The organism is Actinoplanes philippinensis, from assembly GCF_900113015.1.
GTDB lineage: Bacteria > Actinomycetota > Actinomycetes > Mycobacteriales > Micromonosporaceae > Actinoplanes > Actinoplanes philippinensis.
Genome location: NZ_FONV01000009.1, coordinates 110331 through 132519, shown reverse-complemented (window position 1 = coordinate 132519; position 22189 = coordinate 110331). Strand labels below are relative to the sequence as shown.

General features: G+C 73.3%; 26 protein-coding genes and 1 riboswitch. Of the genes, 15 read left to right on the top strand and 11 right to left on the bottom strand.

Annotation, left to right across the window (positions count from 1 at the left end; genetic code table 11):
- Window positions 1–2 precede the first annotated feature (2 nt).
- Window positions 3–839 carry an undecaprenyl-diphosphate phosphatase gene (locus BM290_RS24060; protein WP_093617777.1) on the top strand — a complete coding sequence of 279 codons (837 nt, stop codon included), beginning with the start codon at window positions 3–5 and terminating at the stop codon, window positions 837–839.
- Window positions 836–1717 (top strand): DUF3626 domain-containing protein, encoded by an 882-nt coding sequence (locus BM290_RS24055; RefSeq protein ID WP_093617775.1) that lies wholly within the window; start codon window positions 836–838, stop codon window positions 1715–1717. Before BM290_RS24060 ends, BM290_RS24055 begins: the two co-directional genes overlap by 4 nt.
- Here the strand turns inward: BM290_RS24055 and BM290_RS24050 are convergent.
- Window positions 1695–2192 carry an RBBP9/YdeN family alpha/beta hydrolase gene (locus tag BM290_RS24050; protein ID WP_177319874.1) on the bottom strand — a complete coding sequence of 166 codons (498 nt, stop codon included), beginning with the start codon at window positions 2190–2192 and terminating at the stop codon, window positions 1695–1697. The two genes, BM290_RS24055 and BM290_RS24050, sit on opposite strands and share 23 nt — an antisense overlap.
- A gap of 66 nt (window positions 2193–2258) precedes the next feature.
- Between BM290_RS24050 and BM290_RS24045 the strand changes: the two genes are divergently transcribed.
- Together BM290_RS24045 and BM290_RS24040 are read left to right on the top strand one after the other, a co-directional pair.
- Complete coding sequence (locus tag BM290_RS24045) at window positions 2259–2960, top strand: class I SAM-dependent methyltransferase (RefSeq protein ID WP_093618460.1); 702 nt, start codon at window positions 2259–2261, stop codon at window positions 2958–2960.
- 199 nt (window positions 2961–3159) lie between these two features.
- A complete protein-coding gene (locus BM290_RS24040; protein ID WP_093617771.1) occupies window positions 3160–3894 on the top strand; it encodes an SGNH/GDSL hydrolase family protein in 735 nt (244 codons plus the stop codon).
- A gap of 346 nt (window positions 3895–4240) precedes the next feature.
- Here the strand turns inward: BM290_RS24040 and BM290_RS24035 are convergent, their stop codons facing one another.
- Window positions 4241–4813 (bottom strand): hypothetical protein, encoded by a 573-nt coding sequence (locus BM290_RS24035; protein ID WP_143133912.1) that lies wholly within the window; start codon window positions 4811–4813, stop codon window positions 4241–4243.
- Between BM290_RS24035 and BM290_RS24030 the strand changes: the two genes are divergently transcribed.
- A complete protein-coding gene (locus BM290_RS24030) occupies window positions 4812–5351 on the top strand; it encodes an MFS transporter (protein WP_093617767.1) in 540 nt (179 codons plus the stop codon). The genes BM290_RS24035 and BM290_RS24030 overlap by 2 nt on opposite strands.
- Here the strand turns inward: BM290_RS24030 and BM290_RS24025 are convergent.
- On the bottom strand, window positions 5302–5952 hold the full coding sequence (locus BM290_RS24025) for a hypothetical protein (protein WP_143133911.1): 651 nt from the start codon (window positions 5950–5952) through the stop codon (window positions 5302–5304). The two genes, BM290_RS24030 and BM290_RS24025, sit on opposite strands and share 50 nt — an antisense overlap.
- Window positions 5953–6139: 187 nt before the next feature.
- Here BM290_RS24025 and BM290_RS47490 point away from each other — a divergent pair, with 187 nt between their 5' ends.
- Both BM290_RS47490 and BM290_RS50005 read left to right on the top strand, forming a co-directional pair.
- Window positions 6140–6346: a DUF2199 domain-containing protein gene (locus BM290_RS47490; RefSeq protein ID WP_239143663.1), complete on the top strand. Its 207-nt coding sequence runs from the start codon at window positions 6140–6142 to the stop codon at window positions 6344–6346.
- Window positions 6328–6453: a DUF2199 domain-containing protein gene (locus BM290_RS50005; protein ID WP_239143664.1), complete on the top strand. Its 126-nt coding sequence runs from the start codon at window positions 6328–6330 to the stop codon at window positions 6451–6453. The genes BM290_RS47490 and BM290_RS50005 overlap by 19 nt, the downstream gene beginning before the upstream one ends.
- 193 nt (window positions 6454–6646) lie before the next feature.
- On the opposite strand, the gene BM290_RS24020 is transcribed toward BM290_RS50005, so the two are convergent.
- From BM290_RS24020 to BM290_RS24000, 5 genes are all read right to left on the bottom strand, one after another.
- Entirely contained in the window at window positions 6647–7006 is a 360-nt protein-coding gene (locus tag BM290_RS24020; RefSeq protein WP_093617763.1) for a GntR family transcriptional regulator, read from the bottom strand.
- Complete coding sequence (locus BM290_RS24015; RefSeq protein WP_093617761.1) at window positions 7006–8382, bottom strand: MFS transporter; 1377 nt, start codon at window positions 8380–8382, stop codon at window positions 7006–7008. The genes BM290_RS24020 and BM290_RS24015 overlap by 1 nt, the downstream gene beginning before the upstream one ends.
- A 73-nt stretch (window positions 8383–8455) precedes the next feature.
- A complete protein-coding gene (locus BM290_RS24010; protein WP_093617759.1) occupies window positions 8456–8908 on the bottom strand; it encodes a hypothetical protein in 453 nt (150 codons plus the stop codon).
- Between the two features lies 1 nt (window position 8909).
- Window positions 8910–10691 carry a dynamin family protein gene (locus BM290_RS24005; RefSeq protein ID WP_093617757.1) on the bottom strand — a complete coding sequence of 594 codons (1782 nt, stop codon included), beginning with the start codon at window positions 10689–10691 and terminating at the stop codon, window positions 8910–8912.
- A gap of 61 nt (window positions 10692–10752) precedes the next feature.
- The gene (locus tag BM290_RS24000) at window positions 10753–12216 is read right to left on the bottom strand and encodes a dynamin family protein (RefSeq protein ID WP_093617755.1); all 1464 of its coding nucleotides are present in this window, start codon (window positions 12214–12216) and stop codon (window positions 10753–10755) included.
- A gap of 176 nt (window positions 12217–12392) precedes the next feature.
- Between BM290_RS24000 and BM290_RS23995 the strand changes: the two genes are divergently transcribed.
- The 4 genes from BM290_RS23995 (at window position 12393) to BM290_RS23980 (ending at window position 17459) form a co-directional block, all read left to right on the top strand.
- Window positions 12393–14888, top strand: coding sequence for a LuxR C-terminal-related transcriptional regulator (locus BM290_RS23995; protein WP_093617753.1), 2496 nt, complete (start codon window positions 12393–12395; stop codon window positions 14886–14888).
- Entirely contained in the window at window positions 14885–15421 is a 537-nt protein-coding gene (locus BM290_RS23990; protein WP_239143665.1) for a LuxR family transcriptional regulator, read from the top strand. The genes BM290_RS23995 and BM290_RS23990 overlap by 4 nt, the downstream gene beginning before the upstream one ends.
- Window positions 15422–15542: 121 nt before the next feature.
- The gene (locus BM290_RS23985; RefSeq protein ID WP_177319873.1) at window positions 15543–17093 is read left to right on the top strand and encodes a trypsin-like serine protease; all 1551 of its coding nucleotides are present in this window, start codon (window positions 15543–15545) and stop codon (window positions 17091–17093) included.
- A gap of 129 nt (window positions 17094–17222) precedes the next feature.
- Window positions 17223–17459 (top strand): hypothetical protein, encoded by a 237-nt coding sequence (locus BM290_RS23980; protein WP_203779471.1) that lies wholly within the window; start codon window positions 17223–17225, stop codon window positions 17457–17459.
- Window positions 17460–17465: 6 nt separating this feature from the next.
- Here the strand turns inward: BM290_RS23980 and BM290_RS23975 are convergent, their stop codons facing one another.
- Entirely contained in the window at window positions 17466–18119 is a 654-nt protein-coding gene (locus BM290_RS23975; protein ID WP_093617749.1) for a GNAT family N-acetyltransferase, read from the bottom strand.
- A 104-nt stretch (window positions 18120–18223) separates the two neighbouring features.
- Here BM290_RS23975 and BM290_RS23970 point away from each other — a divergent pair, with 104 nt between their 5' ends.
- The 4 genes from BM290_RS23970 (at window position 18224) to BM290_RS23955 (ending at window position 20677) form a co-directional block, all read left to right on the top strand.
- Complete coding sequence (locus tag BM290_RS23970) at window positions 18224–18994, top strand: lysophospholipid acyltransferase family protein (protein ID WP_093617747.1); 771 nt, start codon at window positions 18224–18226, stop codon at window positions 18992–18994.
- A gap of 52 nt (window positions 18995–19046) precedes the next feature.
- Complete coding sequence (locus BM290_RS23965; RefSeq protein WP_093617745.1) at window positions 19047–19631, top strand: hypothetical protein; 585 nt, start codon at window positions 19047–19049, stop codon at window positions 19629–19631.
- 41 nt (window positions 19632–19672) lie between these two features.
- A complete protein-coding gene (locus tag BM290_RS23960) occupies window positions 19673–20194 on the top strand; it encodes a hypothetical protein (RefSeq protein WP_093617743.1) in 522 nt (173 codons plus the stop codon).
- Between the two features lie 84 nt (window positions 20195–20278).
- Window positions 20279–20348: riboswitch (guanidine-III (ykkC-III) riboswitch) on the top strand.
- 14 nt (window positions 20349–20362) lie between these two features.
- Window positions 20363–20677, top strand: coding sequence for a DMT family transporter (locus tag BM290_RS23955; RefSeq protein ID WP_093617741.1), 315 nt, complete (start codon window positions 20363–20365; stop codon window positions 20675–20677).
- Window positions 20678–20693: 16 nt separating this feature from the next.
- On the opposite strand, the gene BM290_RS23950 is transcribed toward BM290_RS23955, so the two are convergent.
- Together BM290_RS23950 and BM290_RS23945 are read right to left on the bottom strand one after the other, a co-directional pair.
- Complete coding sequence (locus BM290_RS23950) at window positions 20694–21395, bottom strand: hypothetical protein (RefSeq protein ID WP_093617739.1); 702 nt, start codon at window positions 21393–21395, stop codon at window positions 20694–20696.
- 101 nt (window positions 21396–21496) lie between these two features.
- Window positions 21497–22186 carry a VOC family protein gene (locus BM290_RS23945; RefSeq protein ID WP_239143666.1) on the bottom strand — a complete coding sequence of 230 codons (690 nt, stop codon included), beginning with the start codon at window positions 22184–22186 and terminating at the stop codon, window positions 21497–21499.
- Between the last annotated feature and the right edge of the window lie 3 nt (window positions 22187–22189).

The window sequence follows — 22189 nt, the reverse complement described above, 5'->3', positions numbered from 1 at the left end:
AAATGAGCATCGTCGAGGCAGTCATCCTCGGCGCGGTCGAAGGTGTCACCGAGTTCCTGCCGGTGTCGAGCACCGGACACCTGACGATCCTGGAGAAACTGTTCGGCCACACCATCGACGACCCGGACATCACCGCCTTCACGGTGATCATCCAGTCGGGTGCCGTGCTGGCCACCATCCTGTTCCTGCGCAAGGACATCGCCCGGGTCGTCCCGGCGTTCTTCAAGGGCCTGGCCAACAAGGCCCACCGCGAGCACGAGGACTTCCGGTTCGGGTGGGCGGTGCTGCTCGGCTCCATCCCGATCGTCATCGCGGCGCTGCTGTTCAAGGACCAGATCGAAGGCACCCTGCGCAGCCTGTGGTTCGTCGCCGGGGCGCTGATCCTGTGGTCCGGGGTGATGGCGTTCGCCGACCACGCCGCCACCCAGGTCCGCCACCAGGAGGACGTCACCTGGAAAGACACCATCATCATCGGTGTCGTCCAATGCATGGCGCTGATCCCCGGCATCTCCCGCTCCGGCGCCACCATGTCCGCCGGCCTGCTGCGCGACCTCGACCGGGTGACCGTCACGAAACTGTCGTTCTTCCTGTCCATCCCCGCCCTGACCGGCGCGTCGATCCTGCAGGGCGTCGAAGAGGCCGACCGGATCTCCTCCGGCGTCGGCTGGACCAACACGATCGTGGCGACCGTCGTCAGTTTCCTGGTCGCCTACGCGTCGGTCACCTGGCTGCTGAAGTTCGTGTCCAAACACTCCTACAGCATCTTCATCTTCTACCGGCTCGCCCTCGGGTCGCTGCTGCTGGTGCTGCTGGCCACCAACACCATCGACGCGAAATGACACCCGCGCAGAAAGCGCTCGCGTTCGTGCGGGCGCTGTCTGCGTCGCCGGGCCCCATGCCGGACGCGGCGATCACCGTCAACTTCCACCCCGACCGGCTGCTCGCCGACGGCCGCACCGTCATCGAGCACCTCACCACCGACGGCGTCTACCGCACCCAGTACGAGACCGGCATCTCCAACGGCGGCCTCGGCGGCGACCGGCCCCACTGGGAACGACGCATGTTCGGCGACAGCGGCAGCCGGCCCGTCTACGGGGCCCTCAACCTCGCCGGGCACCCCGACGGGGCCGCACCCCGCTTCGGCAGCTGCCACCTCGTGCTGCACCGCCACGTCAACGCCCGCGCCACCTACAGCCTCGGCGACAGCGTCACCCTGCCCACGATCGTCGGCACCGCCACCACCTTCACCGCCGTGTGGGACGGACTGTGCGCGCAGGTCACCCGTACCGGCCAGGCCCTGGGGGTCACCGCAGCCGACGCCGCACAGTGGGCCGCGGCACTGACCGCGCCCCGCACCCACGCCGGGCGCACCCTCGACGACTACGTCGAAGCGCAGATCCACGGCGGCCTCACCATCAGCACCGACGTCGCCGCACTCGTCGCCGACCCGTCGTTCCAGGGCACCGCCACCGAAACCGGGCTGCGGGCCCTCGGCGTGCCGGTGCGCTGGCACCCCGGTTTCCGCCTCGACGCCACCGGCTTCGACGCCGGCCCGCGCGGCCCCGAGGTCCCGCCGCTGGCCCGCGCCATCGCCGACCGCTACGGCCGGCCGGTCCTGGACGCGGCGCTGCTGGGCCGCGCCGCCCGCGACGGCGACCCGCCGCAACTGGTCAAATACCTGTGGCACATCCTGGTCATGCGGGGCCGGCCAGCCTAGCGACCAGCTTCTGCCCGTCCGGCCACGGCCCGAACCCGGAACTCGAATCCAGATGCCCCACCGGCCCGGCATCGACCAGCTCGCCACCCCAGTCCGCCGCCAGCTGCCGGCCGTACGCGAACGAGCCGTGCGGATCATCCCGGCTGACCACCACGATCGACCGGAACGGCAACGGCTCCCGCGGCACCGGCGGCCCCTCCGGCGGCGTCACCAGCAACGCCGCCGCCACCGGCCCGCTGAACCGCCGCGCCCACCACGCCACCGTCAGACACCCGGCGCTGTGCGCGATCAGCACCGCCGGCTCCTGCGACGCGGCCACCGCCGTCTGCAACGCCGCCACCCGATCGTCGGCCACATACGGCGGCCCGGACGGCTCCGGCGCCCACCGGTAACCGCGATGCGCACGCGCCCACTGCCGCGACCAGTGATTCGGAAACGGCACCCCGCGGCCGGGCACCAGCAGAAAACGGGTCACCCCCGGCAGCGTAACGGCAAACGTGAATACCTGCCGTCGTCGCGGCCATGCCATATCGTCGTGCGGGTGCCCGACGCGATCTTCGCCCACCCCCGGCTCGCCGCCGTCTACGACACCTTCGACGGCGACCGCGGCGACCTCGACGCCTACCTCGACATCGTCGCCGACCTCGGCGCCCACCGCATCCTCGACTTCGGCTGCGGCACCGGCAGCCTCACCGCCCGCCTGCCGGCCGGCTGCGACGTCACCGGATACGACCCGGCGGCGGCCTCCCTGGACATCGCCCGCACCAAATCCGGCACCGTCGACTGGCGCGACACCCTTACCGGCCTGTCCGGTTTCGACCTCGTCCTGATGACCGGCAACGTCGCCCAGGTGTTCCTCACCGACGACGACTGGGCACACACCCTGCACACCATCCACGACCTGCTACGGCCCGGCGGCCACCTGGTCTTCGAGACCCGCCGCCCCGAATACCGGGCCTGGGACGAATGGGCGCAGCGCCGCCCCGAGACCCGCCACGTGCCCGGCATCGGCCCGGTCGAACAACATTTCACCCTCACCGAAGTACACCTGCCGCTGGTGTCGTTCCGGTACCGCTACACCTTCCCCGACGGCGAAACCCTCACCTCCGACTCCACCCTGCGTTTCCGCGACCGCTACGACCTCGACGCCGGCCTGACGGCCGCCGGATTCCGCATCACCGACGTGCGCCAGGCCCCCGACCGGCCCGCCCAGCAGCGGGTCTTCCTGTGCGAAAAACCCTGAAGAGGTACGGCCACCAGGACAACCGTCCCCTACCCCGCGACGCCGGCGGCCCGTCCCGGCCGCCGGCGCGCCCACCGGGCCGGGGCGGCCCGTCCGTCGTGCGCGAGCCGGCGGCCACGCTGAAATTCCGGGCCGGTCCGGTGAGCGGCAGCCGGAAATCGGTCGCGGCGGGGGAGCGCGGCCTGCATCATCGACGACCATGAACCGTCGCTACGTCGCCCTCGGTGACTCCATGTCGATCGACGACTACGCCGGCGGGCCCGGCCGTGGCGCGGCGAGCCTGCTGCACAGCAACGTCGGCGCCGACTTCCCCGACTGGGCCGGCCACGACCTCGCCACCGGCGGATGGACGCTCGACGTGCTGGCCCGCGACGGCGCCGTCACCGCCGACATCCTGCACCGTCAGCTGCCGCACCTGGGCGACGACCCGGACCTGGTCACCATCACCATGGGCGGCAACGACCTGCTCAGCGTCTACGGCGACGACACCGCCGCGGCAGCCGTCATCGGCCGTGTCGCCGCCCAGGGCGAAGCGATCCTGGCCCGGCTGCCCCGCACCTGCCGGGTCGTGCTCACCACCGTCTACGACCCCAGCGACGGCGCCGGCGCCGCACCCGGCCTCACCCCGTGGCCGGCAGCGCCACACTGGATCCGGGCGCTCAACACCACCCTGGCCGACCTCGCCGACCGGCACGGCGCGCTCCTCGCCGACGTGCACGCGGCCTTCACCGGCCACGGCGTCACCGCCGGCGACCCGGCACAGACCGACGCCCGGCCCGCCAACCGTGACCTGTGGTTCTGCGGCGTCGTCGAACCCAACGCGTGGGGCGCACACGCCATCCGTACCACCTGGTGGAACGCCCTGTCCCGGACCTCCGGCGGCGGAAACCCGCGGGGGTTGTCGTCGATGCCGCCACGCCCGGCGACCGTGTAGCGGAAACCGGCTGCGGGAACCGCACCGAACCGCGTTCACCTTCGGTTGCCGGCCCGGCGTCGGCGGTGAAACGGCTCGCCGGGGCAGCCGCCCACCATGCGGGCCGCTCCCGCAACGCCGACGAAATCCACCGCGAGCAGCACCGCCCGCTCCCCACCATGCCGTCGCCCTGCCGTGCCGGGCCCAGTGACTTCACCATCGACGGCTTCGTCGGCCGGTCCGGCGACACCGCCCCGCACCTGGTCGACACGATCGCCGCGCGGGCCGGCTGCCGTACCTGGCCCGTCCGTGTTCTGCGACCAGGACAACGGTTCTGTCCCGAGCCCCGGCTGACCGTCCGCGGTTCTCAGCGGCGCGTGCCGGCGGGGTCGTCGAAGTGGCCGTGCCACTCCACGCCCGTCCACAGCTCCCACCGCCCCGGAGCGTGCGGCGACGGATACATGCCGGGTGGATCGCCGTGTCCGGCCGGACCACGACGCACCGCCCCGGTCGAGGCGTCGAGCAGCCACAGTCCTCGCAGATCCCACGCCTCGCCCGTGGTGCCGGTGTGGCCCTCACCGAACCAGAAGCCGCCCCACGACACGTCGAGGGTGGCGTACCCGTGCCGGAACTCGGCGATCAGCTGATCACCGACACGGGCGAGCTGCCGATGGATCAGCACCAGCACGAGGATGCCACCCAGGCCGACCGCTGCCATGGCGCCGGCGCCGCTCAAGGTCTTGGCGAGCAGAAGCACGGTCAGGAAGGCGATCACGGTCGTGGCGAGGAGCCTGCGGAACGCGGCCCGCGCGGTGGGGACGACCATGAGCGGCGGCGGGGTGGACGGCACCCGGGGGAGGAGGCCGGCGGCGTACGCCTCGGCGTAACCGGCCACCTCCCGCGGTGGCGTCCTCGACGGGACTGATCTGCTGGACCCCATGGCCTCCCGTTCGGCCAGATTTCCTTGCCCAGGAGGGCGACCGCTCCGTTACGGCACGATCATGGCCGCCCAGGCCGTCGGCGGGATCGCCGGGGGCCTGCTCACCACCGTGTTCGGCCACCGGTTCGCGCCCCGGCGGCTGCTCGGCTACGGCGCTGTCGCCTTCGGCCTGCTCGACCTGGCCCTGTTCCTGTACCCGCTGGCCGGCCCGTCGCCGTGGCCCGCCGTGGTGATCATGGCGGTGGCCGGGCTGCCCGGCGCTTGCACCCTCGCCGGGCTGATGACCGTCTTCCAGACCGCCACCGGCGACAGCCACCGCGGCCGTGTCTACGCCGCGCTGGTCGTGCTCGAATCGGCCGCCAAGCCGGCTGCCACCGTCGCCGCCGGGACGCTCGCCGAACACGCCGGCATCGTCGCCGTCCTGACCGTCCAGGGCACCGGTTACTGCCTCGCCGGCCTGCTGATCCTCACCCTGCTGCCGGGCACGGTCACTGCCGCGCGCGACGCAGCCGCTGCGGTGGACGGCGGCTGCCGGTGAAGTCGTAGCGGTTCAGGTCACGGCGCACCCGCAGGCCGGTCAGCGCCGCCAGCACCACCGACCCGGCCGCGGCCAGACCGTAGGTCCAGCGCAGCAGCACCGGCGACGGCTGCCCGGCATCCGGCGGGAACCAGCCCAGCGGATCGATCACCGCCACCAGCCGGTCACCGGCGCGAAGGTCACGGTCGGCGAAGACCAGCAGCTCACCCAGATCCTCACCACCGGCCGCGGTCTCCACCACGACCAATTGATAGCCGTCGCGCGCCGCATCGTCACCGGCGGTCACCACCACCGGCACCCGCCGCCCCGCCACATCCAGATAGGCCGCCGCCGTCCCCATGCCGGCCGCCACCGCGAACAGCAGCGTCACCACACCGATCCCCGCATACCAGACCGGCCGCCGATCAAGCCGATCCTCACCGGCGAACCACACCAGCACCGGCACGACAAGGCCGGCCACCATCGGCGCCACCGCCACGACCGTCAGCGCCGTCGATCCGGAACCGGTGAGCACCGCCGCCGTCACCCACCCCGAAAGGCACACCGACAACGCGGCGAGCGACAACAAAACCTGTCGCAGGATCAGGCGATTCCGGGGCACGCGCACCATCCTGCCCCGCCGACGCAACACACTGACCGCCGGACCACACACCAGAAGAACAAGCCGCTGTGGTACGCCCGGAGCCGTCCCGGGTGCGGTCCGCGCGCGGGTCTGTCGCGCGGCTCGGCGAGCGGCCCTCGACGGCCCGACCGGCGGCAGATCAGGGCGACTCGATAGGGTCGCCGCCATGCCCGATGATCACGGCTTCGTCTGCTCGTGCTGCGGCCGGCGGCATCCCGCTCTCCCGATGGCCTATCACGCGGAGGCCCCGATCCACTGGGCCGGGCGGCTGCCGTTCAGCCGCCGGAACCGCCTGAACTCCGACCAGTGCGTGATCAAGGGCGAGACGTACTTCCTGCGCGGGCTCATCGAGAGGTGGGCCGGCGTCCGCTGATCGAGCTCGAGCCGAGCGACCATCCCCTCGCGGTGGAACAGCGCACCGGCATCACCCTGGACCGGGTGCGGCAGATCGCCGAGACCCTCCTGCACCCGGGCCAGTGACCCGCGCTGTTTCACCGGGCCGGATACGGCGGTGTGGTCCGGCCGGGGCCGGTGGGCACGGGAGGGGTGGGGTGGTGCGCCGGGATTTCGCCCGAAAGGCGCGCCGGCGGGCGGGAGCGGCCGGCCGCCTCGCGGTCGACGACGGCGGGAGGGGTGGTGCGGCGTGGGGCGGCCGACGGCGTACCGAAACCGGTCATTGATCTTCCAAGGCGGCCTTGACCAGCGCCAACGCTGTCTCCGGCGGGATGCCCAGCGCCCGGATGCGTTCGGCGTAGGCGTGGGCGGCGCGGGCGGCCTGGCCGGAGGTGTTGGTGGCCTTCGCGGTGATCACCGTGCCGTGCCGGCCGCGGGTCTGGACGAGGCCGGCCTGTTCGAGTTCGCGGTAGGCGCGGGCCACCGTGTTGACGGCCAGGCCCAGGTCGCCGGCGAGCTGGCGGACCGGGGGCAGCCGGGTGCCGGCGGCCAGGTCACCGTCGGCGGCGAGGGCGGCGATGCGGAGGCGGACCTGCTCGTACGGTGGGGTCGCCGACGCCGGGTCGATGGTGATGTCCATCAGATCAGCTTGGGCGGGGTGTTGCCGACGGCGAGGATGGCGCGCCGGACCGGCACCAACGCCAGCAGCACCCCACCGGCGAGGAAGAACACGACCAGCGACACGATGCCGGCGCGGTAACTGCTGGTGAGCTGGAAGATCAGGCCGAAGAACAGCGGGCCGAGCCAGCTGGTGCCCTTGTCGCTGATCTCGTAGAAGCCGTAGTACTCGCCTTCTTTGCCGGCCGGGATGAGCTGGGAGAACAGGCTTCGCGACAGGGCCTGGCTGCCGCCCATGACGATGCCGATGCCGGCGCCGAGCAGCATGAACGGGACGGGTTCGCCCTCGGGCAGGAAGTAGGCGGCCGTCACCACGCCCAGCCACAGGGCCAGGGCGATCAGGATCGTCTTGCGGGCGCCGATGACGGTGGCCAGCGCGCCGAGGGCGAGGGCGCCGCCGAAGGCCAGGAACTGCACGATGAGGATGGTCAGGATCAGCGCCGACTGCTCGAGTTTGAGTTCCTCGGTGCCGAACTGGCTGGCCAGGGCGATGACGGTCTGGATGCCGTCGTTGTAGATCAGGTAGGCGCCCAGGAACGCCAGGGTCAGCGGGTAGGCGCGCATGCCCTTGATGGTGCGGCCGAGCTGTTTGAACCCGTCGGTGAGCACGTTGCCGCCGGCGCCGGTGTCCGAGGCGACGGTGGGGTGCTCGCGCAGCCACAGCAGCGGCACGACGGTGAACGCCGCCCACCACACGCCGGCCGACACGATCGACCAGCGGGCCAGGTCCAGGGTGCGTTGCGGGTTGCCCTCCTGCGACAGGCTCATCACGGCGACCAGGTTGAGCAGCAGCAGGACACCGCCGCCGAGGTACCCGATGGCCCACCCGCGGCTGGAGATCCGGTCGCGGTCGTCGGGGCCGGCCAGCTGCGGCAGGAACGAGTTGTAGACGACGATCGCCGCGCCGAAGGAGATGTTCGCGACGATGAACAGCAGCCCGCCGAGCAGGTAGCGGTCGCCGGTGACGAAGGCCATCGCCACGGTGGCGGCGGCGCCGGTGAACGCGGCCCCGGCCAGCAGCGGTTTCTTGCGTGGGGCACGGTCGGCGATCGCGCCCATCACCGGCAGCACGAAGACGGTCAGCAACACCGACAGGCTGACGAGGTACGCGTAGTAGGACCCCGCCGCGACCGGGATGCCCAGCGGGTGGACCGTGCCGTCGCAGGTGTCGGCGTCGATGGCGCAGCCGGCGGCGCGTTCGGTGACGCTGGTCAGGAACGGGCCGAGGAAGACGGTGATGACCGTGGTGGAGAACGCCGAGTTCGCCCAGTCGTAGAAGTACCAGCCGGTGCGTTCCCGCTTGCTCGCGAGAGTGGTGGTGTTGCCGTCGACGGCCATCGGGTGCGCTCCTACGAATGTGGTCGGTGCGCGGTCATGATGCCATCAGTACGCTCCCGGCGGGAGATGTGGATCACTGTTCACCCGTCGTCCACCACTTCGCCAGGGCGGCGGTGGCGGGGTCGTCGGAGGCGGCGAGCACCGCCCACGGGTCGGCGCCGTCGGGGATCTCGATGCCGGCGTACGCGGCGAGCTCCTGCGGGGTGACGTTCTCGACCGGGGGCAGGAAGCCGGTGGGGTCGGCGGCGCCCAGGGTGGCCGGGTCGGTCCACGGGAAACCGTCGATGGGTTCGGGCAGGTCGACCTCCAGCGCGGGCGGGAAGACCGTGTCGTCGGCGACGGCGGCGACCTCCTCGTGCAGGTCCGGCAGGTCCGGGGCGTGGGGGAGGTCGTCGGCGTCGGGCAGGTCCCACGTGTCGTGGTCGTCGTGGTGGCCGGCCGGGTCGAGGGGTTCGTGCAGCGGCGTGTGGTCGTCGGGCAGGTCGAAGCCGAACGCGTCGTCGTCGTGGTCCCAGTGGTCGGTCATCTCAGGCCTGTCCTTCGTCGGTGGGTGTGGGGGTGAGGGAACGGGCCCGTAGCAGGGCTTCGTCGGCGGCCCGCAGGCGGGCCGCCGCGGTGTCACGGTCGGTGGTGGCGGCCGTGCGGCGGCGGGCGCGTCCGGCGGCGTCCTCGGCGGCGGCCGCGTCGATCTCGGCGATCAGCGCGTCGAGTTCACGCAGCCGGCGTTCGATGGCGTCGTCGAGGGCGACCGACAGCGCGTACTGCAGGTCGGTGAACCGGCCGCTGATCTCGTCGGTCAGCGCGGCACGCGCCTCGGCGAGCACATCGCGCAGCCAGGTGTGGGCGTGCCGGCGGTCGGTGTGCACGCGGCGGCGGTAGATGACGTAGCCGCCGGCGGCCAGGCCGAGGCCGAGGCCGGCGAACGGCATCAGCAGCCCGGCGCCGGCGATGCCGAGCGCGGACACGCCGAGCATCGCGCCGCGGCCGGCGACCAGGGCGATCCCGCCGGCGGACAGGGCGATGAGCATGTTGTCGCCGGAGCCGTCGCGGGGCGGCCCGGCCGACATGGTGTGGCGCAGGGTGGCGCTGACGCGGGCCGGGTCGAACGTGTCGGCGAGGACCTTCTCGGCCACGTCGCGGTAGGTGTCCTCCAGGGTGGCCGACAGCTCCGCCGCGACGGCCTGCAGCTGGGTGTCGAGGTCGTCGGGCAGCGCGGTCAGCGTCTCGCCCTTCGCCTCGTCGATGCGCTGGGCGTAGTCGTGCTGGACCTCGGTGAGCCGGGTCCGCAGCCGGCCGACGACCGCGACCCGGGCGTGCTGGATCTCGGCGTTGAGTTTCAGGGTCCACTGCCTCGACTCGGTGCGTTTGCGGGCGGCCAGCGCGGAGCGTTCGGCGCGGGTGGCGGCCTGTGCGGTGGCGCCGGCGGCGGCCGCCGCGACGCGTTCCTCGGCGACGTCGCGCAGCCGGGTCAGGTCGCGGTGGGCGGCGCGCAGCACGTTGGCCAGGCACAGCTGGTGGCCGCGGCCGGCCAGCTCGACCAGGGCGTGCTGCAGGGCGGGCACCTTCGACTCGCCGGCCAGGGTGTCGCGGGTGGCGGGGTCGGCGGTCAGTGCGGCCTCGGCCAGCCGGGCGGACACCGGGAACCAGGGTGCGGCGGCGAACCGGGGGGCGTGGGCCTGCAGCAGTGACCGGTTGTCCTCGGCGATGGTGCGCCACTGCGGATACGCGTCGATCTTGGTGAGGGCGAAGACGACGGCGTCGACGCGTTCGGTCGCGGCGGCCAGGAAGTCCAGCTCCGGCTGCGACAGCGGGGCGGAGGCGTCGGCGACGAACAGCAGGGCGGTGGCGCGGCGTACCGCGTCCAGGGCGATCGTGGCGTGCACCGGGTCGAGGCCGCCGGCGCCCGGGGTGTCCAGCAGGGTCAGGTACTGCAGCAGCGGCGCCGGGTGGGTGACCTCGATCTTGCGGGTGCGCTGGTGGCCGCGGGCCCACGCGGACAGGTCGTCGATGTCGATCTCCTCGCCGCCGGGCAGCCATGCCCGGGCGGTGAAGGTGTCGCCGGGCACGAAGCTCAGGTATGCCGCGGTGGTGACGGCGGCGTCGACCGGGGACAGGCCGGGCACCCCGAGCAGCGCGTTGACCAGGGAGCTCTTGCCGCGTTTGGTTTCGCCGACGACGACCACGCCGGGCCGGGTCAGGTGCGCGCGGCGCAGCTGGACCAGGTCGGCGGCCGCGTCCGGGTCGGCGGTGCGCAGATAGGCGATCGTGTCGCGCACGGCGGTGTCCAGCACGGTGGTCAGGTCTTTCACCGGCGCACCCCCGTGACGGTCAGGTCGCCTGCCGGCGGGCCCGCAGGCCGGTCGTGGTCGTTCACCGGCGCGCCTCCTGGGCCAGCAGCTGGAATCCGCGGTGGACGACGTGCGCGATCCGGGCCTGTGCCGGGCCGGCGCCGTCGACGGCGTAGGCCCGCCACCGGCCGGCCGCGGCGATCGCCGCGGTGGCCAGCTCGGGGCCGGTGGCCTCCGGCAGGTCCAGGACGAAACGGGGGTCGGACGAGGTGGCCAGGCGGATCAGCTCCTGCTCCCGGTCGGCGGGCAACGGCACCGCGCCGGTCGCGGCCCGCTGGGCGGCGTCGAGCAGCCGCAGCCGATGGTAGGCCGGATCACGCAGCGCCTGCTCGACGGCGTCGCGGATGGTGTCGCGGTTGCGCTGGTCGAGGGAGGCCAGCCGTTCCAGCCGGGTCAGCGCCCACCCGGCCTTGATCGCGTCGGAGCGCCAGCGGAACGTCTGGTCGACGGTGGCGGTCAGCCGGGCCAGCCCGGACGCGGCGGCCAGCCGGCGCACCAGCTCGCCGGTGCCCAGCCGCGGCTCGGCGGCCAGCTGCGCGCAGGCGAACCCGATGCCGTACAGGTCGAGGCGGGTCAGCAGCCGTTCACGCTGGCCGGCGCTGATCGGGGCGGGCCGGCCGCGGAACAGGTCGGCCGACATCAGCAGCAGCGCCAGGTCGGCCGCGGGCAGGGCGGCCAGCTTGGCGAGCGCGTCACGGTCGGCGCCGGTCAGCCGGCCGGCCTCGGCGGTCTCGGCCAGCAGCCCGGCCACCGGCACGACGTCGCCGACCGTACGGGCCAGCAGCTGCGCCTGCTGGCGGGCCAGCGGACCGGCGACCGGCCACGGATCGGCGGCCCCGCCGGCGAGGGTGTCGATGCGGCCCAGCACGCCGATCGCGTTGATCGGGCTGGTCGCCAGCCGCGCCGACGCGTTGTGGAAGGCCTGCAGCGCGCGCACGTCGTCGGCGCGGACCGCCTGGGTGAACACGTACACGACGGCTTCGGCGGCGGCGATCTCCCCGGCCGAGTCGTCGTCGATGCCGACGGCCGCCTCGGCGCGGGCGCTGCCGGCGGTGTCGGTCGACGCCAGGCCCGGGGTGTCCACGACGGTCAGGTCCCGCAGCCGGTCGCTGGTGAGGGCGACGTCGACGTGGGCGATGCGCGACGCGGGCACGCCGAGCCGGTCGGGGACCATGCCGTCCTCGTCCAGCGGCAGGCTGTGCCGGTCACCGTCGCGGGTGACCACGTCGATGCGGTCGGCGGGCCCGTAACGGAATCGGGTGACCACGCGCGTGCACTCACCGGCCGCGGTGGGGGCGACCCGCCGCCCGATCAGTGCGTTGACTAGTGTCGACTTTCCGGCTTTAAGGCGGCCCGCGATCGCCACACGTAACGGATCGTGAAGGCGGTTGCTAATCTGCTGGACCTGTTGACCAGCATCGGAGGAAACCCGGGTGACGATCTCGTGACAGAGAGTCGCGATACCGGAGGTGAGCGGCCCGTTCACTTCGACTCGTCAGCGCAGCACACCGTCGGCGACAATGTGCTTATCGCGGAAGTCGGCGTCACGAAAGGGCCCTCCTGTAGTCCACCGCAGTCTCGCAGAGCCTACGGAGGTCCACCCCGTGACCGGGATCCCGAGATCGTGCCAGTGATGTCCGCTTCCGGAAGGGGAGGGCGCAGGTGACGGACGAGCCAGAGGTGGCCGCCCGTACCGCTCTGCGTCAAGGGCCCGCCCTCGTCGTGCTGACCGGTCCGCCCGGCTGCGGGCGTACCACCCTGTTGCGCCGCATCGCCGCGGCCGTGCCCGGCCCCGCCCACCTCGGCGGCGGCCTGGCCATGCTGTCGGAGGTCCCGGCGTTCGCCCTGTCGCGGGCGGTGCGGGCCCGGCTGCCCGCCGACGACGTGCCGTTGCTGGCCGAGGCGGTCCGCTCCCGGGTCCGTGGCGGTCTGCTGGTCATCGACGACCTGCAGCACGCCGACCCGGCCACCGTGGCCGCGTTGCCGCACCTGGCCCGCACCTGCCGGGTGCTGGTCGCCGTGCGGACCCCGCACCGGCTGCCCGAGCCGCTGGCCACCGCCTTGCGCGAGGCCGCGACCGCGTGGCTGCCGGTGCCGCCGCTGACCCCCGCCGACGCCCACGCCCTGGTCCGCAAGAGCGCCGGCGGCCTCGACGAGGCGAGCGCGGCCGCGGTCGTCGCCCGGGCCGGCGGCAACCCCCTCGCGATCATCGCGCTGGCCCGGCAGGCTGCCGCGGGCCGCGCGCCGATCGGGGAGGACATCGACCAGGTGGCGTACGCGATGGCCACCGCCCTGGCCGACCTGCCCCGCCCGGCGCGCACCGCGCTGGCCGCGCTCGGCCTGCTCGGGCGTCCCGCCGCGCCCGCGCTGCTGGGCACCGGCGCCGCCGACCTGCTGGCCGCCGGGCTGGTCACCGCCGAGCCGGGCGGGTCGCTGCTGCCGGTGTCGGCGTATGTGGCCGAGACCGCGGCCGGGCTGCTCGACCCGGCGGCCCGCGCCGACCTGCACGCCCGGCTCGCCGAGCTGACCCCACCGGCGGAGTCCGCCCGGCACCGGGCCGCCGCCGGTGACGCCCCCGGCGCCTACCGCACGGCGCTGGCCGCCGCCGACCGGGCCGCCGGCGCCGAACGGGCGTCGCTGCTGCTGTTCGCGTGCGCCCTGCCCACCGACGTCGACCCGCGGGTGCGGCTGGCCGCCGCCGACGCCGCCCTGGCCACCGGCCGGGCCGCCGACGCCGCCGAGGTGCTGCGCCCGCTCGCGGCGCTGGCCGGGCACCCCGCCGCCCGCACCGGCGCACCGGCCGACCCGCTCGCCCTGGAGGGCGCCGCCCTGCGCGGGGAGGCGCTGTTGCAGGCCGGTGAGCCGGGCGCCGCCCGCGACGCGGTCCGCGTCGTGCCGGACACCGCCGCCGGCGGGGTCGTCGCCGCCCGCGACCGGGTCCTGCTGCTGTGCGCGCTGGCCACCGAACCGATGAGCGCGCTCGAGCTGGCCGACAAGATCGCCGTGCGGCATCCGCAGCCGCCGCCGGGGATCGTCGCCGCCCTGGCCGCGGTCCGCGCCACCCACCGGCTGCCCGGCTGGGACACCGCGCTGCGTGCCGCCGCCGGGTTCGCCGACCCGCTGATCGCCCGCTGGTCGGCGTGGCTGCTGGTGGAGCACCTGGCCGCGGAGGGCCGGCTCACCGACGCGGCCGGCGCCGCCCTGACCGCCGCGGCCGCCGCGGGCGAAGCGCTCGCCTACGGCTGGCAGACCCGGTTCCTGGCCGCCGCCGACTGGGCGCTGGCGCTGCACGGCCCCGACTTCCCGGCCGAGCTGTCGTGGGACGGCATCGAGGGGGTGCTGCGCCGCGCGGCGAACCTCACCGACCGGTCCCTGCCGGAGCAGGCCCGCGCCTACGCCACCGCCGCGACCGCGCTGATCGAGGCCGACACCGGGCTGCTCGCCGCCGCCCGGGCCCGCCTGGAGAGCGCTCCGGCGCATCCGGCCGCCGCGTGGGTCGCGCGGGAGGCGGCCTGGCTCGACGGGCAACCCGACCGGGCCGCCCGGATCCCCGCCGACGCCGGGACCGGTCTGCTCGCCGGGCTGCACGCGATCACCGCCCGGTGGGCCGCTTACGACCTCGGCATGCCCGGCGCCGCGGCGATCCCCGTCGACCTGCCCGTCGCCGCACGCCGGACCCTGACCGCGTGGGCCGTCGGCTCCGGCCTGGACAGCGCCGCCGACAGCTGGCAGCCGGTCGCCCTGCGCGAACAGGTCCGCTGCCTGATCGCCGCCGGCCTCACCAGCGGCGACCGGGACCAGGCCGTCACCGCGCTGCTGCGCGCCGAGCAGCTCGCCGACAGCGCCGGGCTGACCGTGCTGGCCGGCCGGGCCCGCCGCGGGCTGCGCCGCCACCAGGTGCAGCGCGACAGCCGCAGCCCCCGCTCCGACGGGCGGCTCACCCGCCGCGAGCTGGACGTGCTGGGCCTGGTCGCGGCAGGGGAGCCGACCCGCCGGATCGCCGGGCAGCTCGGCATCTCCGCCGAGACCGTCGACACCCACATCCGCGCGAGCATGCGCAAACTCGGGGCACGTACCCGGACCGAGGCAGCGGCACTGGCCTTCGCCACCACCCCGGCAAGGCCCGAACCCTTCGACATCAGCGAGGATGGCCGGTGATACGACAGCCCGACGATGCTCCACGCCACGTAGTTGCCACGGCGGCCGAAGCCGACACCGTTCTGCGGAGGCTGACCCGTGACGGATGGACCGCCCGGGCCGGATTCGCCCTGCCCGACCCCTCCTGGGACGTCGGCGCCGCCCACCTGATCCTGCACGGCCGCGTCGGCGACGACGACCTCGAATCGGCGCAGCTCGCCGTCCTGGCCGCGGCCCGCGGCGCCGGTGTCGTGGCGGTGTGCGACCCGGAGTCGGCGGCCGGGCGGGCCCTCATCGACGACCTGTCCCGGCTCGGCCCGGTGCACCGCGGCATCGACGGCGCCGACACCATCGCCAACCTCATCCCCGAACAGCGGGCCCTGCTCGACCGGCTCGCCGCCGGCGACACCATCGCCGCCGCGGCGGCCGCCGAATTCCTGTCCCTGCGCACCGCCAACCGCCGCATCGCCGAGGCGAGAGCCCTTTTCGGGGTACGAACCACCCGCGAAGCGGTCCTGGCCTACCTGCGCCAGCGCCGGCGTTCCCCGGAATGAGCCTCCGGCCCCGCCGCTGACCGGCGACGGGATGCCAACTTCGACACCCGTTTCTTCCGGGGATCGACGACTGCCACTACTGTCCGGTGTGGATCTGCTCGATACACAACGGGGGACAGCAATGGCACGAAACAGAAGACGGCTGCTCGGCGGCTGGGGCATGGCGGTGCTGACCGCCGCGGCCATCGGCCTGACCGGGCTGGTCACCGCCGACCAGGCGGCCGCGGTCGCCGGCGCCACCGCCGATGCCGCCTACGGATACGTCGTCAAGGTGCGCGTCGGCGCCGACCGCGCCTGCACCGGGGTGCTGGTGGACCCCCACCTGGTCGCCACCGCCAAGAACTGCTTCGCCACCGCGCCGGTCACCGGGCCCGCGCCGGCCGGCAGCACCGTGACGACCCGCTCGGACCAGCCGGTGGCCGCACAGACCGTCACCGTCGACTACCTGCACGTCCGCGACGACCGCAACCTGGTCGTCGCGCATCTGGCCAAGACCGTGACCGGCGTACGGGGCAGCGCCCCCGTGTCGGCGTCCGCGTCGGCGGCCGGTGAGACGCTGCGGGTCCTCGGCTTCGGCCGGACCGCCCGCGACTGGCTGCCGGACCTGCCGCACACCGGCCAGATCGCGGTGCAGGACACCACCGCGACCACCCTGGGACTCGTCCCGCTCGGCGACGCCACGATCTGCCGGGGCGACGCCGGCGGCCCGGTGATCCGCGAGAACAGCGACGGCACCGCCGAACTGGTCGCCGTGCTCAGCACCTCGTGGCAGGGCGGATGTCTCGGCGAGACCGGCACCCGCCGCGACGCCACCGCGAGCCGCGTCGACGGGCTCGGCGCCTGGATCGCCCAGCTCAAGGAGTTCGAGGTGACCGGCCGGGTGGAGGCCGCCGGCGGGACCGGCTGCCTGGTCGTCACCGACGGCACCGGCACCTACCAGCTGGCCGGCGGCGACGCCACTGTCGTCAAGGCCGGGCAGACAGTGCACGTCTACGGCTACCGGGCCCCGAACCCGGCCGGCGCCTGCACCCAGGGCGTCCGGGTCCAGGTCACCCAGGCGTACACGGTGCAGACCCTGACCGGAACGGTGACCAAGGGCGTCGAGGGCTGCTCGCTGCTGTCGTCCGGCGGCGTGACCTACAGCCCGTTCGGCGGTGATCCGGCCGTCGTCACGGTGGGTGCGAAGCTGAGCATCGCCGGCTACCCGATCTCCGGGGTCACCAAGTGCTCCCAGGGCACACCGTTCCGGGTCTTGTCGGTCACCCCGGCCACGGCGGTCAGCCTCCGCGCCCGGGTCAACGGCAAGTACGTGACCGCGGCAAACGCCGGCGCGGAGCCGCTGATCGCGAACCGTGACACCGTCGGCGGGTCGTGGGAGAAATTCGACTCCTTCGAACTCGGTGACGGCCTGATCGCCCTGCGGGCGCAGGTCAACGGCAAGTACGTGACAGCTGACGGCGCCGGCGACCGGGCGCTGATCGCCAACCGGGACTACGTCGGCGGAACGTGGGAGAAGTTCCTGCTCGTGCGCAACACCGACGGCAGTGTCAGCCTCAAGGCGGTGGTCAACGGCAAGTTCGTCACCGCGGAGAGCGCCGGCGCGGAGCCGCTGATCGCCAACCGCGACACCGTCGGCGGGTCGTGGGAGAAATTCGACCTGAACAACCTCTGACCGGCTCCGGATCACCTGCCTCTGCGCCATCTGGTGCAGAGGCAGGTGTCGCCGCTGCTCTGACCCGGGGAACGGTCATGATGGCACGGTGAGCGACGACTACCTCCGGCTGATCCCCACCGACACACGGTGGCAGCCCGATACGGCCGCGGCCGTACCTTCACCAGCCTCGACCGGCAGGTGCCGTGCTGCGCGGCGACCGTCGCGCTGGACTCGCTGCGCTACGACTGGCCGGTCGGGTTCGCGCGGTTCGAGATCTGCGTGACCAACCCGGTCCGCGCCGCCTACGAACTCGACACCGCCGAACTCGGCGCCGTCGCCGCCCTGCTCGGCCACCCCGTCACGCAGATCCTCGCGCACTACTGACAGCTGTCACTCCGGCCGGTCGATGCCCAGCACCGGCAGGCACTGCTCGACACCGGTCAGGGTGATGTCGTCGCGGCGGTGCTGCTGCCACACCTGCCGGGTGAGCCGCCACCGCTGGATCAGGGCCGGCTCCCCGCGGCGGGTGTCCCAGTCGGTGCCGTTGCGCTCATACCCCAGCGCCTGCGACACCCGGTTGGAGGCGTGGTTGTCGGCGAACGCGTCACTGCCGGCCTCCCGCGCGCCGAGCCCGGCGAACGCCAGATGCAGGATCGCCGCCCGCATCTGCCGGCCCAGCCCCCGCCCACGATGGGCCGGCGCCAGCCAGGAGAAGCTGGTCACCGTACCGAAACGGGTGAAGTCGCGGCCGGTCAAGTCCTGCATGCCGACCGGCTGCCCGTCCACGAGCACGACGAAGTACAACCGCCACGAGTCCGCGGTGACCCGCCCACGGCCCGCCCAGATGCCGCGCAGCCACCGCCACTCCCGTTGCGGGCTGTCGGCGTAGAACGACATCGGATCGTCGAACGGCCACGGCTCGGTGTCGGCGATCCCCGCCCGTACCAGCGGCACCAGACGCTCCAGCAGATCGTCGCTCGCGCCGGCCAGCGTCAGCCGGGGTGTGACGACGGTGACGTTCAGCGGGGGATAGGTGTGGTCCACGCCCGCGACGCTAAACCGGCCGTGGCCACCGGCGCATCCCACTTTCGCCGCCCCGACCGGCGGATGCCGTGACCTCGCGCGGCCGTGCGATCATTCGAGACCTCATGGAGACCTCACCTGTCTGGCGGGCGCCGCGGCTGTGGCGGTGGCTGCTCGTCGTCGCCCGGATCGTGGTGTTCCCGCTGGCCCGGCTGCGGGTGTCCGGCGGGCTGCCCGAGCAGTTGCGTGGCGGCCCGGTCATCCTGGCCGCCAACCACGTCAGCCCGTTCGACCCGGTCATCGTCATGGCGGCATGCCACAAAGCCGGCATCGCCCCGCGGTTCATGGCCACCGGCGGGGTGTTCCGTGCACCGATCGTCGGTTCGATCATGCGGCACTGCGGGCACATCCGCGTCGACCGCAACACCGCCCACGTCGCCGATGCCCTGCCCAACGCCGCGAAAGCCCTGGCCGAGAACTCGGCGGTGCTGGTCTACCCGGAAGGCCGCATCGGCCTGGACCCGTGGATGTGGCCCGAACGTGGCAAGACCGGCGCCGCCCGGATGGCGCAGATGTCCGGCGCGCCCGTCCTGCCGGTCGCCCAGTGGGGCACCCACGCCGTCCTGCCGTGGGAGGCCCCGAAACACCTCGGCCGGGCCCTGCTGCGTGCCCTGCTGACCCGCCCGCTCGTGCAGGTCCGCTTCGCCGGCCGGCCGGTCGACCTGACCGGCGCCGAGACCGGCACCCCCGGCGCGCAGGCCCTGCACGCCACCCGGCTGATCATGGACGCGCTCGACGAGACCCTCGCGCCCCTGCGCCGCGACGAGATGCAGACCCCGAAGGTGATCGACACGTCGCGCCCGCACGACCTGTCGCGGGTACGCCCGCGCCCCTGACAGGAGCCATCGGGCCGGCAGCAGGCCACGTATCGACGGGCATGCTAGCGTCGTGAAACGCGTCCTGATCACTCTGATCGTGGTGGTGACCGGGCTGTGCGCCGGGATCGGCGGCTACGGGCTGGTGCGCCGCCACCACCGCGAGGCCGCCGCCGAACGGGCCCGTCAGGAGCGGCTCGCCGCGCGTACCCCGCTGCAGAGATCCGCCGCCGACATCGACCTGGCCCGCCGGGCCGGACGCGGCGAACACTTCGCCATCCTGCGGCAACACCTGCCGCCCGGCCTGGTCGCGATGGAACCCGTCGACGGCCCCTCCGACGACGGGGTGGTCGACATCTACTCCTACGGGGATCTCCAAGCGGTGGTCAGGTACACGGCCGACCCCGGCGACCGGCCGTGCGGCGAGCACACCTGCATCCGCGACACCGAGATCGACGTGCGAACCCGCGAGGCCCCGAGCCTGCGCCACGCCTCCGTCTGGCTCACCGGCCGGCCGTCATCGCCGGCACAGGACACCGCGGTCCGCTGGTTCCGGGCGACGACCACCTGGCTGCCGACAGCGAAAACCGGCTGGTTCACCCAGCTCGCCTACGAGGGCGACGTCGAGATCCACCTCCCGCGGATGGACCCGCCGTAAAACCGGGACACCCCCGGACCCGGTGACCCACCCTGAGCCGCATGATCAAGCGTCTCCTGACCGCCGCCCTCGCCGCGACCTGCACGGTCACCCCGGCCCTGCCCGCACACGCCGACCCGGCCACCCTCAGCGCCGCCCAGCGCAAAGTCCTCATCGACGCCACCCACCGCTTCAAGGACGTCGACGAGGCGATCAAAGCCGGATACCAGCCCACCGACCTGTGCGTCCCCGGCATGGGCTGGCATTACCTCAACCCCCAGCTCGCCGCCGACACCGCCATCGACCCGGTCTGGCCGGAAGTGCTGCTCTACGTGCCCGGCCCGAAAGACACCGTCCGCCTGGTCGGCGTCGAATACTTCAAACCCGACGCCGACGGCAGACTCACCACCGACACCGACCGGCCCACCCTGTTCGGCAACCCCTTCGACGGCCCCATGGCAGGCCACGAGGTCCCCGCCGGAGCCCCACCCATGCCGGTCCACTACGACCTGCACGTCTGGCTCTACCTCACCAACCCGGCCGGCCAGCTCGCCACCCTCAACGACCGCATCCGCTGCCCCTGACCCACACCGCGCGGGCCCGGGGTGTGATCGGTCACCGGCACACCCCGCCGCGTCCCGCCCAGCCGGCCGGCTGGATACCCTCGGAGACGGCCCGTGACCACGGACGCCCCGGACGAGTTGCGTGTCGTACCCGGACTGACAAGACGACCGCCCTGGAGGTGACCCGTCATGGCCTGGCTCGTCCTGATCATCTCCGGCCTGCTCGAAACCGTCTGGGCCATCGCCCTGGACCGCAGCGCCGGATTCACCCGCCCCGCACCCACCGCCGTCTTCGGCGTCGCCGTCGTGCTGAGCATGGCCGGCCTCGGCTACGCCCTGCGCACCATCCCGGTCGGCACCGGATACGCCGTCTGGGTCGGCATCGGCGCCGTCGGCACCGCGCTGGCCGGCATGCTCGCCCTCAACGAGCCGGCCACCCTGCCCCGCATCCTGTGCCTGCTCCTGGTCATCACCGGCGTCGCCGGGCTCAAATACTTCCACTGAGCCCGGCACACCCAGGTCAGCCCGCCTCGCCGAGCTCGGCCAGGCGGGCCTCCACCTCGGCCAGCTCCGCCCGCAACCGCTGCGCCTGCTGCTCGGCCTCGGCCCGCTCCGCCGCCATGATCTGATCGACCGCCTCCTGCACCCCCGGCACGTCGATCAGCGACACCATCTTCAACGCCTCCGCCGGCCGAATCACATACGGCCGGGCCAGAGCCTTCGCCCCCTGATTGGCGGCGATCGTCCACTCGCCCTCACCGTAGGCCAGCGTCACCGTCAGACTCGGGCCCGGCTTCGCCTTCACCGGACGCGCCGCCTTACGCGGAGCAGCCACCGGCACCTCCTCCTCACCGCGCCGCTGCGCCGGCGGCTCACTCCTGCGCTGCACCGGAGCCTTCACCGGAAGCGGCTTGTCGATCAGGAACTCCGGACCCGACAACACCGGCTCCACCGGCTCGGCCACCGGGGGCGCCACCTTCTTCGGCACCGGACCCTTCGGCGCGATCCGCAGATCAGCGGGGGAGAAGGGCAACTCGTCACGCCCGAACTTCACCACCACCCACTCATCCGACACCGCCGGATCCTCCAGCCCCACCACCTGCCCGATCTGCCCGGAGATCTGCCCCGCCGACTCGGTGAACTGCACCCGAGGCTTCCGCCCGGCCGCCAGCGCATCCCGGATCTGCTGCAACTCATCCGCGGACAGCCCACCGGCCTGCACGCCTGCCGCCGTCACAACCCCACCACCTTCGTACGCCTGTATGAGAGCGGCTTCTTTCTACCAGCACCCACCGACAACAACCGCACACCACACCGAAGTGATCATGACGAGAACGGCGCCCGCCCCGTCACGCAATACTCCCGGCCCACCGGATCCCGCAACGTCGTCCACTCGCCCGGCACCCGACGCACCACACTCGCCCCCGCCTCCACATGCCGCGCCATCTCGGCATCCACATCCGAACACGCGAAATCCACATGCACCCCCGCCACCTCACCGCCGACCCGCTGCAGCAGCAACCGCACACCCATCCCCGCCGGCCGCTGCAGATACGAGAACTCCGGCAGATCCGTCGCCCGCACCGCCCACCCCGTCACCGCCGACCAGAACCCCACCTCCCGCTCATACGCCACCGCCGGAACATCCAGACACAACTGATCCACCACACTCACCCCACCGGACGGCCGCACCCGCTCACCCCGCCACGGCACCAGACAGAACACGATCCCGGCGGGGGAGCGCAGCACCCGCACATCACCGTGATCCGCCACCTCGACCGCACCGAGCCCCACCACCCGTACCGCAGCCTCGCCGATGTCATCGACATGCAGATCCAGATGCGACCGCGCCGGACCGTCCCCGACCACCTGCACCCGCAGACACGCATCCCCGGCCGCCGGCACCAGCGTCGCGAACACCCCACCACCACGCCGCGCCGACAACGACCAGCCCGTCACCGCCACCCAGAACGGCTCCGCCGCCCGCGACGGCGAATCCAGGAACCCCGTCACCCA